The organism is Candidatus Nitrosoglobus terrae, assembly GCF_002356115.1.
Classification (GTDB): domain Bacteria; phylum Pseudomonadota; class Gammaproteobacteria; order Nitrosococcales; family Nitrosococcaceae; genus Nitrosoglobus; species Nitrosoglobus terrae.
Genome location: NZ_AP014836.1, coordinates 254,627 through 269,594 on the forward strand (window position 1 = coordinate 254,627; position 14,968 = coordinate 269,594).

14 protein-coding genes are annotated in these 14,968 nt (G+C 42.5%); 9 read left to right on the plus strand and 5 right to left on the minus strand.

Annotated features, from left to right (window positions below):
• Positions 1–69: 69 nt before the first annotated feature.
• Together sppA and TAO_RS01245 are read right to left on the minus strand one after the other, a co-directional pair.
• Positions 70–1,044, minus strand: a complete 975-nt coding sequence (sppA, locus tag TAO_RS01240) for a signal peptide peptidase SppA (RefSeq protein WP_096526256.1) — start codon at positions 1,042–1,044, stop codon at positions 70–72.
• Positions 1,045–1,069: 25 nt separating this feature from the next.
• Positions 1,070–2,047 (minus strand): RluA family pseudouridine synthase, encoded by a 978-nt coding sequence (locus TAO_RS01245; protein ID WP_096526257.1) that lies wholly within the window; start codon positions 2,045–2,047, stop codon positions 1,070–1,072.
• Between the two features lie 786 nt (positions 2,048–2,833).
• Between TAO_RS01245 and TAO_RS01250 the strand changes: the two genes are divergently transcribed.
• Positions 2,834–5,068: an Rne/Rng family ribonuclease gene (locus TAO_RS01250; protein WP_096526258.1), complete on the plus strand. Its 2,235-nt coding sequence runs from the start codon at positions 2,834–2,836 to the stop codon at positions 5,066–5,068.
• A 142-nt stretch (positions 5,069–5,210) separates the two neighbouring features.
• On the opposite strand, the gene kdsB is transcribed toward TAO_RS01250, so the two are convergent.
• Positions 5,211–5,987 carry a 3-deoxy-manno-octulosonate cytidylyltransferase gene (gene kdsB / locus TAO_RS01255; protein ID WP_096526259.1) on the minus strand — a complete coding sequence of 259 codons (777 nt, stop codon included), beginning with the start codon at positions 5,985–5,987 and terminating at the stop codon, positions 5,211–5,213.
• A gap of 375 nt (positions 5,988–6,362) precedes the next feature.
• Here kdsB and TAO_RS01260 point away from each other — a divergent pair, with 375 nt between their 5' ends.
• The 4 genes from TAO_RS01260 (at position 6,363) to TAO_RS09540 (ending at position 10,868) form a co-directional block, all read left to right on the plus strand.
• Complete coding sequence (locus TAO_RS01260) at positions 6,363–6,599, plus strand: hypothetical protein (RefSeq protein ID WP_096526260.1); 237 nt, start codon at positions 6,363–6,365, stop codon at positions 6,597–6,599.
• Position 6,600: 1 nt separating this feature from the next.
• Entirely contained in the window at positions 6,601–7,125 is a 525-nt protein-coding gene (locus TAO_RS01265) for a choice-of-anchor P family protein (RefSeq protein ID WP_331712988.1), read from the plus strand.
• Positions 7,126–7,716: 591 nt separating this feature from the next.
• Positions 7,717–9,636: a TonB-dependent receptor gene (locus TAO_RS01270; protein WP_197702494.1), complete on the plus strand. Its 1,920-nt coding sequence runs from the start codon at positions 7,717–7,719 to the stop codon at positions 9,634–9,636.
• A 332-nt stretch (positions 9,637–9,968) separates the two neighbouring features.
• Positions 9,969–10,868 carry a PEP-CTERM sorting domain-containing protein gene (locus TAO_RS09540; protein WP_145955134.1) on the plus strand — a complete coding sequence of 300 codons (900 nt, stop codon included), beginning with the start codon at positions 9,969–9,971 and terminating at the stop codon, positions 10,866–10,868.
• Between the two features lie 116 nt (positions 10,869–10,984).
• Here the strand turns inward: TAO_RS09540 and TAO_RS01280 are convergent, their stop codons facing one another.
• Entirely contained in the window at positions 10,985–12,664 is a 1,680-nt protein-coding gene (locus tag TAO_RS01280; RefSeq protein ID WP_096526263.1) for a carbon-nitrogen hydrolase family protein, read from the minus strand.
• 301 nt (positions 12,665–12,965) lie between these two features.
• On the opposite strand from TAO_RS01280, the gene TAO_RS01285 reads away from it, so the two are divergent.
• From TAO_RS01285 to TAO_RS01300, 4 genes are all read left to right on the plus strand, one after another.
• On the plus strand, positions 12,966–13,226 hold the full coding sequence (locus tag TAO_RS01285) for a hypothetical protein (protein WP_197702495.1): 261 nt from the start codon (positions 12,966–12,968) through the stop codon (positions 13,224–13,226).
• 69 nt (positions 13,227–13,295) lie between these two features.
• On the plus strand, positions 13,296–14,048 hold the full coding sequence (locus TAO_RS01290; RefSeq protein ID WP_096526264.1) for a TIGR04255 family protein: 753 nt from the start codon (positions 13,296–13,298) through the stop codon (positions 14,046–14,048).
• Position 14,049: 1 nt separating this feature from the next.
• The gene (locus TAO_RS01295) at positions 14,050–14,340 is read left to right on the plus strand and encodes a hypothetical protein (protein WP_096526265.1); all 291 of its coding nucleotides are present in this window, start codon (positions 14,050–14,052) and stop codon (positions 14,338–14,340) included.
• On the plus strand, positions 14,330–14,677 hold the full coding sequence (locus TAO_RS01300) for a type II toxin-antitoxin system PemK/MazF family toxin (protein WP_096526266.1): 348 nt from the start codon (positions 14,330–14,332) through the stop codon (positions 14,675–14,677). The genes TAO_RS01295 and TAO_RS01300 overlap by 11 nt, the downstream gene beginning before the upstream one ends.
• A gap of 68 nt (positions 14,678–14,745) precedes the next feature.
• On the opposite strand, the gene TAO_RS09605 is transcribed toward TAO_RS01300, so the two are convergent.
• The gene (locus TAO_RS09605; RefSeq protein ID WP_172419032.1) at positions 14,746–14,958 is read right to left on the minus strand and encodes a hypothetical protein; all 213 of its coding nucleotides are present in this window, start codon (positions 14,956–14,958) and stop codon (positions 14,746–14,748) included.
• Positions 14,959–14,968: the final 10 nt, after the last annotated feature.

The window sequence follows — 14,968 nt, forward strand, 5'->3', positions numbered from 1 at the left end:
CTAAATATGAAAGTTTACAGTATTAAGTAAGCGTCGAAGAAGAAGCTAGGATTCCTAATGTTATTAACATTATCTAATCTGACTAGAGATAAAGCTGGATAACGCACTGCTTAATGTGGCTCCAAGCTGATTGGCAAACCGTTCTAACAATCTAGGCTTAGAAGTGTAGTCAACGATTTTTTCTGTCTTTAAGATCTCGTGGGCCACATAGTCGCTACTTCCTAAACCGTCTATTAGCCCGAGGGTAAGAGCTTCTTCTCCTGTCCATACTAGGCCGCTGAAAAGAGAGGGATCATCTTTAAGTCGATCTCCTCGGCCTTCTTTTACTTTCTGAATGAATTGCTCATGGATATTAGTTAACATTTTCTGGATATGCTGGCGGTCAGATTCTGCTGTTGGTGAGAATGGGTCAAGAAAACCTTTGTGATCTCCTGCCGTGAATAAACGCCGCTCTATCCCTAATTTTTCCATAGCCTCGACAAATCCGAAGCTGTTAAGCAATACGCCAATAGAGCCTACGAGGCTTGCTTTATCCGCATAAATTTTATCTGCTGCCACTGCAATATAGTATCCGCCAGAGGCACAGATGTCGGTGATAACCGCATAGATGGGGATTTTGGAGTGCTTTTGATGTAGACGGTGAATTTCATCGTTAATATAGCCTGCTTGAACTGGGCTGCCACCAGGGCTGTTAATACGCAGGATAACTCCAGTAGTGTGCTCATTTTCAAAGGCCGCTTGTAGCCCTTTTTTAATATTCTCTGCGCTAGCAGGTAGGTCAGCAGTAATTACCCCATCTATATCTATCAATGCAGTATGAGGTGTTGAGATTCCTGGGGCGCTAGCTCTATCAAGAGAATATAACCATAAGACCGTGATCAGGTAAGCGAAAAATAATATTTTAAAAAAAATGCTCCAACGACGCGCTCGCTGTTGTTCTTTGAGGGCACTGAAAGCTAGGCGTTGTAAAGTCTCTTGTTCCCAAGATAACTGTTCTTTTGCTTTTTTTGGGGAGAGCGGGATAGAAGGATTTTGTTCAGACATGAAGCCTCCATACATAGGGATCTGGTTAAGTTTTGCTCTTAGTAGAACGTTGAATAGGATATATTTTTAGGATAGTCTCTAATTCTGTAGGCAACGGCGCTGTTATTTCTATTGGCTTTACCTCTTTAGGGAAGGTGAAGGCCAATTGATGGGCGTGAAGAAATAACCGGTGTAGTCCTAGGCTTCGTAATTTCTTATTAAAATCAGGATCGCCATATTTTTTATCACCGCCTACTGGGTGGCCGAGATAAGCAGCATGTACCCGAATTTGATGGGTACGACCGGTTTCAAGAGTAACTGCCATCAGAGTCGCTTCGCTATAAAATTGCTTTGAGCGAAAATAACTGGAAGCAGATTTTCCTGCGGCACTTACTTTAACGGTTCGTTCACCGGATTGGGGCACATTTTTTAATAAAGGTAAGTCTACTTTTTGAGTATTTCTTTGCCAATGCCCTTTTACAAAGGCAAGGTAGTGCTTATGAATAAGCTGGTTTTTTTGCATCGCCTGTAGTGTCAGTAAAATATTTCTATTTTTTGCAATCATAAGGCAACCTGAAGTTTCTCGATCTAAACGATGTACTAGCTCTAGAAAAGCGGCTGTTGGGCGTAAGATCCGCAGCGCTTCAATAATTCCATAATCTATGCCACTACCACTATGAACTGGGATACCTGCCGGCTTATTAATAACGAGTAGCTTATCATTCTCATACAGTAAGCTGGCTTCAATTTGGCTGAGAAGATCTTGTCTTATTGGTTTTTTGGTAGAAGGATTGGGTATTCGTAGGGGTGGAATCCTAACCTGATCCCCTTGTTGTAAGCGGTAGCTACTGGTGATACGGGATTTATTAACTCGAACTTCCCCTTTACGTAAGCAGCGATAGATTCGGCTTTTTGGAACCCCTTTAAGGTGAGAGAGTAAAAAATTATCGATCCGTTGACCTGTTTGTTCTGGTTGTATTTCTAAGATACGAACTAGAGTAGGGGATTTTTCCTCGGTGCTCATGAATCTAATTATTATGTTAAATAGCGAGCTTGTTTGATGCTAGAGAGAGAGCCTGATATATTGCAGGAAGTGAATCTATTATTCCAGTATTGTAAGCTGGTTTCGTGGACACTAACTTAGGGGTACTGTTTTTAGAAAAATATGCCTGAAGCATAGAACAAGGGTAGACATTACTTGTCTATAATTAAGAGGTTATTTCCATAGTGGTACAATTGGCTGAGGTAAAATTAAATCTTTGAGCTTAATAACACTGGGTAGACTTCAGATAATTAACTTGTTTAATAGAACATACTAAGAAATTTTTAAAGATTGTGACGATAAATAAGGTTTTGTGAAGAGTAACGAGTAACCCTGAGGTTTTATGATTATAAAGAATTTTAGCAATTTTGGTTACAATAGAGTTTAAAAATAATAGATCAATTGCGTGAGTGACAAAGGCTATCGCCTGTTGTATATGAAATATCGTGCCCAAGCATTTATCAACTTCAGTGATATAAAAAACTCTCTGGAGCGCCTTTAGCTGTATGGCTATTTTTCTTCAGCTGAAGGAGGTTTATGCGGGTGAGAAGTGTTTATGTATTTTATTGACAGGCTATCCTGCGCTTTTTCTTTATTCTATTGTTGAGGTTTTCACGTTTGAAATCATATACCTCATCCTAAACGGTTTATACATATATTCTCGTTATTCTCGCAAATACTTACAGTTTATAGCCATTACCGCTAGAGATTTGGTATATGTAGCTAGCTGTAGGTGTGGACATGTGTAGGAATTAAGGAACGAGATTCATGAAAAGAATGCTTATTAATGCAACTCATCCGGAAGAGTTAAGAGTGGCCATGGTTGATGGTCAGCGTTTGCAAGATCTAGATATTGAGAATCCGGCACGAGAACAGAAAAAAGCCAACATTTATAAAGGAAAAATTACACGGATTGAACCAAGCTTAGAGGCTGCTTTTATTGATTATGGCGCTGATCGTCAAGGGTTTTTACCCTTAAAAGACATAGCTGGTAGCTATTTTCAGCCTTATCAGAGAGGGCCTGATGATCAACGGCCTAAAATTCAAGAAGTACTTAAAGAAGGCCAAGAGCTGGTAGTTCAAGTAGAGAAAGAAGAACGAGGAAATAAGGGAGCAGCCCTTTCTACCTTTATTAGCTTAGCTGGCCGATATTTGGTATTAATGCCTAATAACCCTAGAGCAGGTGGGGTTTCACGCCGCATTGAAGGGGAGGAGCGAACTGCGCTTGTAGAGGCAATACGTGCTTTAGAAGTACCAGAGGGGATGGGATTAATTGCTCGAACCGCTGCAGTCAGCAAAAATACAGAAGAGCTGCAGTGGGATTTTAATTACTTACTCCATCTTTGGCAGGCCATTAGATTGGCTGCTGAATCACGTTCTGGCGCTTTCCTGATTTATCAGGAAAGTGACGTTATTATTCGAGCACTACGGGATTATCTGCGTTTAGATGTGGGTGAAATTCTTATTGATACCCCCGATACATATCAGCGGGCATATGATTTTATGTGCCAAGTGATGCCTCATGAGCTGCACAAGCTTAAACTCTATCAAGATAAAGTTTCTCTTTTTACCCGATTTCAAATTGAGAGAAAAATTGAGACGGCATTTCAGCATGAGGTGAAATTGCCTTCTGGCGGAGCAATTGTCATTGATTATACGGAAGCTTTAACCACGATTGATATTAATTCGGCGCGGGCAAATAAGGGTGAGGATATTGAAGAGACCGCGCTGTCAACTAATCTTGAGGCTGCTGAGGAGATAGCGCGTCAGCTAAGACTACGTGATTTGGGGGGATTAATAGCTATTGATTTTATTGATATGTCGCCATTACGTAATCAGCGAGCAGTAGAGAGCCGGTTGCGTGAGTGTTTGCGCGAAGATCGAGCACGGGTACAAGTGGGTCGCATTTCTCGTTTTGGTATTTTGGAGATGTCACGGCAGCGGTTACGGCCCTCCTTAGGGGATGCCCATCAAGTGGTGTGCCCGCGTTGTGTTGGCCGAGGCTATGTCCGAGGAGTGGAGTCTTTAGGACTATCGGTTTTACGGCTTATTGAAGAAGGCGCAGCGAAGGAAAAGATCGCCCAAGTGGTGGTTCAGCTTCCTGTCTCAGTAGCCTCCTTTTTACTCAATGAGAAGCGGGCCAGCTTAGCGACTCTTGAAAAGCGATATGGCACCCAGCTATCCTTGATCCCTAATGCTCAACTGGAAACCCCCGCTTTTGAAATTGAATATATTAAAAATAAAGAAGAAGATGAGTCAGCTAATCCCCCTGAGATACGAAGCTACCAAGCGGCTCATGAGGCTATCCCTAGAAATGTAGCTTCTAATATTGCTGTGGATAAATCCCGAGTTAAGGCGGAGATATCTAGGGCAGCAAAATATCCAGAGCCAAAGAATCAAGCAGGTTTTCTGACCCGTTTTTGGGAAGTACTCATGGATAAAGAAGATCAAACCGGGAAGGGATTAGATAAAAAAATAGAATCAGTTAACGAAGAGGTAAATAGCTCTACTCAAGGGGGGATACGTCGGGATAGATCCCAGTCTCAAAATCGGGGGCGATATAACTCCAGTCGCCAGCAAAACTTCAGAAAAACTGAGAATCATGATGATCTTTCCGCAGAAATAAAAGTAGAGCCTACTAAAGCGATAGTAGAAACTTTAGAGAGTCAAGATAGGCCAGTAACCGTTGAAGGTACTGCTGTAATACCATTAAGGACTATCCGTAGTCGGCGTGGTGGCCGTCGTCGCCGTTCCAATGGAGCGAACAATAGATATAGAGTCAGTAATAATGGCCGAAACGAGCTTTCGGAGCAATCAGAGGGAAGTAAAGTTACTGAGGGCGACATTGAATCTTCATTAACAGTGACTAGGAATTCCCCAGAATCATCTACAGAAATAAATGGATCCAATGGAAAAATCTCGCTACCCATAGAGGAAAGGGAATTAGTCTCTAAAGAGACTGCTCCTGTTAGCTCAGCTATGATTGCTCCTACGAATGAGTAAGCTATAAGCGTGGTAGGCAGTAAAATTTCTTATTTAAAAGGCCGTTAAATATTTTATAGCGGGTAACCGTCTCTCTTTGAGGAGGCTTATTTTGATAGCCTCCTCAATAAAATTTACCTTATTCTTCTAAGCTATCGTCTTCCTAAGCTTTTCTGTTTTGCACCAAGATATTTCTAACCCGCTCTAAATCAGTCGGAGTATCAATCCCTGGGATAGGAATCTCCTGAGCAATAGCCACATGAATATACCCCCCATGATACAGAATCCGTAGCTGTTCTAACTGTTCAGTTTGTTCTAGTTTACAAATAGAAAGGGTGGAGTAGTGGCGTAAAAACTGGGCACGATAGGCATAAAGGCCAATATGACGATAGCAAGGCCATAGTATAGATTTAGTAGGGCTATCATTTTCAGAGGTAAAATTCTCCCTATCCCAAGGAATGGGGGCCCGGCTAAAGTAGAGGGCATAACCTGCAGCATTACAGACCACTTTAACGATATTCGGATTAAATAATTCTTCTTGATTAGAGATAGGGACTCTTAGAGTGGCAGCATCCGCTTTAGGATGGGCTGCTAAATCGGCAGCTACCTGAGCAATAAGCTGAGCAGGTAATAATGGCTCATCCCCCTGAACATTAACGATAATAGTTTGATCCGGATAACCTCGTTGAGATATCACTTCAGCGATTCGATCTGTTCCTGATGTATGCTCAATGGAGGTCATACAGGCTTCAATGCCAAAATTTTTAGCAGCGGCTTGTATACGACTATCATCCGTTGCCACTAAAATCTCTTCAGCGCCGCTTACTTGAGCTTTTGCTATCACGTGGGCTAACATGGGTTTACCTGCTAGATCTAATAGAGGCTTCCCCGGCAGACGGCTAGAGTTATAGCGGGCGGGAATAATCACTTTATAAGCCATTAGGCAATTGCGCTCCATTTCCTCGCGGGAGGTCGGCTTAGATAACCAGAATATTCAGATAATATAAGCTAATTGATATTGAGTCATTTTTTGTTAATGATTAAAGAATGTTAAGAGTTTTTACAAATTTTATGAGGTTTGTTTTTAGCTGAAACCCTGTGGTCATTGGTTTTGGACGGATAGGTTTGCTGAGTGAAATCGAGGATATCAAAATGTCTATTTTTTACATTTGTATTGCCTATGAAAATGGTATTAATAAGCCCATGCCCTCATCCTTGAGCGGCCAGATGTTAAAACCTTTTACACCTTAAAGTGAATACTATGAAAAAAGAAAAATTGTTGACAATAGCGATATGGACAGTTAGTGCGTTCTTTATGTCTAATACTGTAAACGCTACGCTGATAACAGGTATTAGCTCAGCCTACGGCCTGCAAGCTCACTTCAGTGCAGCAGGAAATACTATTGGCATTAATATAGATCCAGAACCCATAGCTTCAGGAAGTAGCCCAAATCCTTATATCGTCAATAAACAATTACTCAATGTCCAAGCGGACATTCCTCAGGTGCTCTCATTAGATACAGGTACTCTAGCCAGTAAGTGCAATATTTAATATTGCTGGGCAAACGTATTCGGCTCAAGCTACTTCAATGGTCTCCGGCTTTAATTTTAAAATGCTGGGGCAATCATTAGCAGATGTACTTGATTTCAGTACTATGACTTTGAATGCATCCGCTATTAATATCAATGGCCATCTAGCACTTAACGGAAACACGGCTATAGAGAATGTGAATGTACTGGGTCATGCACTCATCAATTCCATGGCTCCTATAGCGCCCAATACAATAATAGATCTAAGTACCTTCGGTATCACAAACGCTAGTTTAATCCTTAATGAACAATTTCAAACTGCAGACAGCATTACTGTCAATGCACTGGATTTAAAGCTCAATGGATCAAGTATTATGGGGCTTCCAACGTTGATTAGCGGCGACCTTATTCTAGGACACAGTATGGCTCAGCTTGTTAACAGTCTGGCCTCTACTACTATCGATAACCCTTCAGTACTCTTACTATTCTCTACGGGTCTCATTATTCTCGGTATCGTTACCAATAGCAATAGACGAAACCAAAAATAGGATTTTTTACTAGGATAAAAATCTTCCCACACTACTATCTGTAGTAACCAAGCATAAACAAACGCTCAATAATAGAGGATTATTGAGCATTTATTTTAGAATGCTCTAGTAGGCCATAAATTGAACAATAAGCGTGCTTTCATGACTGTAAAGAAAGGCCCAGGCTTTGTAAGCTAAATTTTATGTAAATATTTATTTAAGGGTACGCTTAATGTAAAGCTATTGCACTTGCAGTAGCATCTATCTTAATTCTTAAACCCAAAGCTGCTGTATTAAAATACTGCTGGAGTATGAGTGTAACGCTCCATTTTTTACTTACGCTGAGTTTGGTGCCTTAAATCTAAACATGACCTTTTAATCGCTAAAATTTGCTGTGCTTCACAAAAAAGCATTACCTTAATATGTTATGATATAACATATACTATAAAAATAAGGGAAAGCTATACGAGTCATGCATAACGTACTTATTTTTTTTTTGCGCTTGCTACCAGCATTATTTTTCTGCCGGCGTACGCAGAACAGCAGCCAGCGAAGGAATTAGAACCCGTAACAGTAACGGCTCCTATACAAGAAGAAAGTTTAAAAATTAGAGTGCCAACGACTGTACTAAAAGGTGATGATTTGCGCCTGAAGATAGGAGATACCATCGGTAAGACTTTAGAGCAGGAGCTAGGTGTTGCTAATCAATCTTTTGGTCCTGGTGTGGGTAGACCCATGATCCGAGGCCAGAGCGGGCCGCGGGTGAGGGTGCTAGATGATGATATTGGTAGTAACGATGCCTCTTCGATCAGCCCTGATCATGCTGTAAGTACTGAGCCTTTATTGGCTGATCGGATCGAAGTATTACGAGGGCCAGAAGCTACTTTACTTTATGGTAGCGGTGCCATGGGTGGCGCAGTGAACGTTATCAGTAACCGTATTCCAGAGGATATGCTGAAACACCGATTGGGAGGGGCTATAGAGCAGCGCTATGATAGTACCACTAATGAGACTGCAACCGTGGCGAAAATAGAGGGTGGGCAGGGGCCAATAGCGATTCACTTGGATGGATTTTATCGAGATCATGGCAATATGGTGATTGGAGGCCAAGCGATTGATGAGGCTGCTGCTCGTTTTAGCGATCCTACACTGCCGGCACAGTTAGAAAATTCTAAAGGCGTACTGCCTAATTCGCGAGGAACCGCTATCAGCGGATCGGCTGGATTTTCTTGGATAGGCGATATAGGTTTTGCTGGGGCTTCTGTGAATCATTTGTTTAATGATTACGGTATTCCGATCAATGGCACAGGTGATGATATTACCCGTATTCATTTACAGCAAAATAGATATGATTTTAAAAGTAAGCTAGACAATCCTGTTAGCTTTGCCCAATCTCTAGTCATGCGTTTAGGTTATACCGATTACCAGCATGCCGAAATTACTAATAACATTGTCAGCGATTTTTTTGCTAATAAAACTTATGAAGGTCGGGTAGAGCTGACCCATCAGCCTATTGGACTGCTGCATGGAGTAGTGGGTTTTCACGGTATTGCCAGTGATTTTAGCGCTATTGATAAATCAGATGGCGATATTCTTATTCCCCATTCTCAAATTAACAACTTTGGCTTATTTGTGGTAGAGAATTTTGATCTAGGAGCGCTGAGCTATCAGCTAGGTCTGCGAGTGGAAAATGATAGGATTGCCCCTGATGCTAAAGGCTCATCTAGCTTTAATTATACGCCAGTGAGTTTTTCGGCCTCTGGGCTATGGGAAATTAATGATCAGCACAACTTGAGTTTAGCATTCACGCGTTCACAACGATCACCTCAAGTACAAGAATTATTATTTAATGGCTTTCATGATGCTACCCGTAGTTTTGAGTTAGGGAATCCTAACCTTACGACTGAGACCTTTCACAATTTAGATCTGGGCTATCATTTTCAATCGGATTGGATGCAAGCTGAGATTGATCTCTTTCAGAATTGGGCTAGTGATTATATTACCCAGCAGCGTAATGGCCAGTTTGTAACTGAAGAAGGAGATCCCTGTCCTATGGACACCCTTTGTCCTCCCGTGGTGGTTACTAGCCAAGCCAATGCCGTATTTAAAGGCTTTGAAGGTAAGCTGATTTTCCCAGTGATGGAAAATCATCAGGGGGCAATTAAGCTGACTTTATTTAGCGACTATACCCGAGGCCAATTTACCCATGGTGCTGATATACCCCGAATGCCGCCGCTGCGTTATGGATTACAATTAGATTATGCTAAGGCTAAATTTTCTAGTAATGTGCGATTAACTCGTGCCGAAACGCAGAAACATGCCGGCCAGTTTGAAGCGCCAACCCCCGGTTATATACTGTTAAATCTTGGCGCGCAGTATCAAGTGAAAGCTGGCCAGGATATCCAGCTATTAGCGTTCGCTAGAGGAACCAACCTGCTTAATCAAAATATCCGTAATTCTACTTCCTATCTACGTAACTTTGCACCCGAAGCAGGACGAGGAGCAGAAATTGGGATTCGTGTCAATTATTAGTGCTCGTGCTTGTTAACGAGATTTTCTTATCACCAGTTGATCTTGGCCTATTATTTTTTGGTAATAGATTTTTTTTATGCCTAATATAAAATTGTCAAGATTATTGACAATATTTAATAGCTTCTTGGCCGATTGTAGCTGGAGGTAGGGAGGTTTACTATGAAGTGTAAAGAATATGGATATGATTATCTTTGTTTTTTGTTAATTTTTTTTACAGCAACTGCTTGGTATAGAATCATAATATATTGATTTTTATAAAATAAAATATAAGGGCATAAAAATTGCATATCTATCTGTATTAGATAAGTAAAATTATAAATAGGAGTATACAGATGCGTTTAGCAATGATGTACGCTGTGATGCCCTTAGCCGTAGTTTCTATCGGTACTGCTCAGGCAACACCAGCAAATTTACTAGTAAATGGTGATTTTTCGCAAGTCACTCAGAATATTACCGGCTCTGCTCAATATGGTACTCAGACCAATGCTTATGGAGATTTCATTAAGGGATGGCAGGGGGGCTGGGGAGATGGCATCTGGTATCCAAATGCCGCTCAAGCTACAAGTGAAACTCCGGCGGGTCGAGTAGGTTTAGATCCACTGTCTGCAGTTACGGCGCCGCCAAATACAGATAGTGGCGCTTTTGTGGGTCTTAGCGGCGGTTCTTCAGTATATACCGACACCCTAATGGGTGGAGCGACTATTTACCAGCACTTTACGAATTTAACCCCTGGTGCCACTTATCAAGTAAGTTTTGACTGGGGGCTTACGCAGACTCAGAAGAGCAGCGCACCTACTCAGAGTAGTACACCTACTCAGAGTAGTATACCCGCTCAGAGTAGTACACCCACTCAGAGTAGTACACCCACTCAGAGTAGTACACCCACTCAGAGTAGCGGATCATCAGCTGATGCCTCAAGTTTTCTGAAAGTCTCGTTAGGTAAGAACACTCAAAATACTCAAACGCTAACGACTTCTAATGGAGAGTTTACCGGTTGGCAGCATACGACAGTCCAGATTACAGCTGGATCAAACCAAGCCTATCTGAATTTACAAGCCATGAGTGATACCTATAAAGCGCACCCAATGGCTGTATTGGCAAACGTATCAATGAGTCGGCTTACCTCGATTCCAGAGCCTTCTGCGTTTGCGCTTTTTGGGGTTGGTTTAATTGGATTAATGATTCCAAGCTTTTTTATGCCTAGCCGATGCAGGGTAGGCAATGAGATGTGAATATATTTTGAGTCGCTGTAACAGCATAGCGCAGCGGGAATAAGGCACGAGATCTAGAATGTTGACTCGTGCCTTTTATGCTTGGATTATTTAAAATTTAACAATTTACCCATAATTTAGCGTTTCTCAACTAAAGGCCCATAGGTTTTAGGAATACGATTAGCGAACATATGTACATTACTCATTAGGTTTTTTTGCCTTGTAGCCGCCAGCTCAACCACATCAAACACTACCTTATGCATTTCGGTAAAGAACTCAGTAACAGCTTCAACATCCCATGTTGGGAATTGTGAAGGGGGAACTACCAGACTTCCAGCGCTATAAGGGGCATCAATACGATTAGCAAGAATGAGTGCACATCGGTTATCTACCGCTAGCGTTAGGGCAAGATATCGGCGCTCATTGCGATTTTGTAATCGTGCCGGCCATAAGATGACATCAGCGCCATTGACCCCTAAGCAGCGGGCGGCTTCTGAGAACATAGAATCATATCCCATGATTATCCCAATTCGACCAAATGGAGTATTAGCCACGGGATATTCACTACCAGCTGTGGCCCATTTTCGCTCATCGGCGAATAGATGCACCTTGCGATAGGATAGGATGGTTTTACCCTCGGGGCCAATTAAAAAGGAAGTTGGATAGAGCTTTCCATCTATCTTTTCCACATTGGGCACCAATACGGCACACTTATTTTCTTTGCATAGGATAGAAAATGTCCTGACTAACTCAGCATTGAGATCCGCAAGCCTTTGAGCTTCTGCAGCATCAATACGCCAATTAGGTGAGGCAACATATTCAGGTAATACGATGAGCCGAATTCCAAATTGGGCGGCGTACATGGTTTGGGTTGCCACCTGATCTAAGGTAGTTGGCTGTGTTTCGCAGACATGGCTTTGTACGGCGGCCATATTAAACACGGCCTTACTGGGAATGATGGCTTCTTCATTAATGTTAGCGACTGCCGTTTCCTTATAGGGCTTAGTTAAGACGGTATAAGTATCGGGGCGGCGATCGGCAAATCTATCCGCCCCAAGACCTAAGTGTTTATTATCCGCTAGCGTAGGATCAATCTCGCTCACTGCTAACCCATGAGTATCCCATGGAATCTGAGCATGTAAATTTCCCTTAGGGTCAATGATCATGCTACCCCCAGGGTAGTGGATAGAGCGTTCTTGGCCAGATTTTGAGGCTGCACAAATCCAGACACCGTTCTCATAAGCCCGCGCGGGTCGCCATGTCTCAGCTTGGTCAATGAGGAAGAAATTTGCCATATCAACAATAACCTGTGCTCCATTAAGGGCTGTACAACGGGGGATTTCCGGTATGCGGCCATCAAAACAGATCATCATGCCTAATTTACCCAGTTCCGTGGCCACTACTGGAAATCCCCGTTCCCCAAAGGTAAACCAATTCTGATCATGCGTAGTTAAAAATTGCTTATGGTAGTGAAGGATTAAATCCCCTTTTTTGTCTAATAATATGCCCGTATTGAATATTTTTTGCCGCTCAGGATCCCATTCAATCATGCCACTGGCGATAAACATATCGTTATCCCGCGCCATTTTGGCTAATCCTTTAACGAATCGGCTATCCATCTGCCCGGCAACCTTGCGAGCGTGCTCTGGAGAATTATAGAGATAACCCGCATTCATGCATTCGGGAAATACCAACAACTTTACTCCTTGCATAGTGGCTTGCTTAACGTAATAATTACAGATCTCTAAATTAGCTTCTTCATCACCTAGCTTTGCAAGGGTTTGAACCACCCCAGCGCGGTATTCATACGATTTCATAGCGGTTCCTCATCTAGTTTTTAGGAATTGAGTTTACAGAAACCCTGATAGAGTTTAAGGGATTAATCTGTTTAAAAATAAACTAGATAATCCATAAATTTAGTTTAGATGAGGAGAAAGCCATTAGAAAGATTAAAAGAAGTAAATTATGGTTATCTATGAACTAGAAGCAGGCGCTTAAAGCGATGGTATTATTTGATGATAAAAAATCTAAATATGGAGTACTGAGCTATGATAGTAACTTGCTATGTTTGCGTAATAGCTCTGTTTGTACAGCAATTATGGAAAGCGGGGGAAAATAATGCCTGGATTAACACTGCGTGATGGGCTCCGGGGTAAATGCCTCAAAGGGACAGCTATTGAACTTTCCAATGATTCAAGCACGGGGGCAACACAGATCCTAGCTGAGAAATTCTTTCAGATTACCTATCCTATCCACAATCTACTGAAGGGTATCGAAGCCATTGGGCCCAACCGAGGCGGGCCAGTAGCTGTAATTGGCGAACGTGGTTTGGGTAAGTCCCACTTGAGCCGCACTCTACCTCTATCACGCTGTCAATGATGCCGCATCTGTTCGCTGCTGGAAGTGCTGTCGCCGTTTGTTGAAATTTCAAAAAATTGAGACTGAGTAATGAATAAAATTCCCACCCGCTTAAATAAAGAACCTTTAATCGAAGCAATATGGCAAGCGCAATTTGAATCCAAGGAAGGTTTACGTGTTATTGATCTGCTACCCGGTATCTTGTACACAGCCTTTAAGACTGAGCACCAGGATTTGCAGTTACATCGGCTACCGACAGCAGATATTCCAGCACCAGTTGCACAAATTGATCCTAATCTACGCTTTTCTGCCAAGTACCGTATGGAAGAGCCAGATAGCCCATTCTTGTTTCAAGTAGGTGATCGCGTTGTTACCGTAAATTGTAGGAAGCCTTATGCCGGCTGGGCTGCCTTCAAGAAGAAAATACAGAAGCTTGTGGAGGTAATCGAACGCAGTGGTTTAGTGCCATTACCTATACGCCATTCGTTGCGCTATATTGATTTATTAAGCCTTGATCCAGCAGCCCCAAATCTCGATGCATTACAGGTCAATTTCAAGATTGGGCAGTGGTGTCTGAATAACCATCCAATACAAATGCGTGTTGAGATTCCTGATGGTGATTGCAATCACATTATACAAATTGCCACACCTGTAGAAGCCAGTTTACCTGAAGGCAAATTTCAAGGCTCTGTAATCGATTTGGAAACTTTTTCCAACACACCGCTTCGTGGTTGGTCGGACATATGCAGCCAAATAGATCAGATACATGACCGTTCAAAGGTAGTATTTTACCAACAACTGCTAACACCAGAAGCTATCCATCTCATGGAACCGGAGTACTGATATGCTAGCAACCACGATAGATACACCGAACATCCCACCGCTGCAGTATCCGGTTGTTCAACAAATTCAAGCAACAGCTGAGTCGCCAATACCAACCTACATAGAACGGCCAAACAAAGGGTTTCATTACATATCGAGCAACTCCAGCACTGTCACTACACGTATAACTAATCTTCTCAAAATTGAGCAATTGGGCTGGAGCGAGCTAGAAGCTCTGGAAACCTATCTGCGCTTACGCAACTTTGCAGATGATTGGGATGCCCCCGGTATGGAGGCATACGATGACTTGTAAGCGCGGCGATGTAATTTTGGTGAGGTTTCCACACTCTGATTTAAAAACCTATAAAAAACGGCCAGCTTTGGTCGTGCAAGCAGATGGGTTAGCTACTGACTTACCACAAAAAATTATTGCTTTGATCACCTCTAACATAAAGCGTGTAGGCGCTACTCGTGTGCATTTCCAGCAACAAAGCCAAGAAGTCCAAACCATGGGCTTGTGCAAGTATTCCGTTGTTGTGACCGACAATCTTGCCACCGTTCTGGATCGTGAAATTGATAAAATCATCGGTTATTGCCCTGTCATGCCTGTGGTGGATGAAGCGTTGAAACAAACGCTAGGGTTGATGTAATGTCCACCGAAAAACAACTGCTCGCTCAGAAAGTCGCCACGGTCGTCGACATAGGCAAGGCTGTTGCGCTAGAAACGATGGACTTTAACGACCCTAACTGCCCCAAGACCTGTTTGGAGGTGGATTTCCTCATCCTGCCAGTCAATCAGATGGCGATCATCGAGAGCAACGCAGGCAAGCCGATCTACCAGATGTCGAAATGATGGGCATGGAGACATTCCATCGTGTTCTGCTCGATCCTGATCACAGCGGCCACCAAAGCTCCAGACAATCCGTCTCACGCGGCTAAAC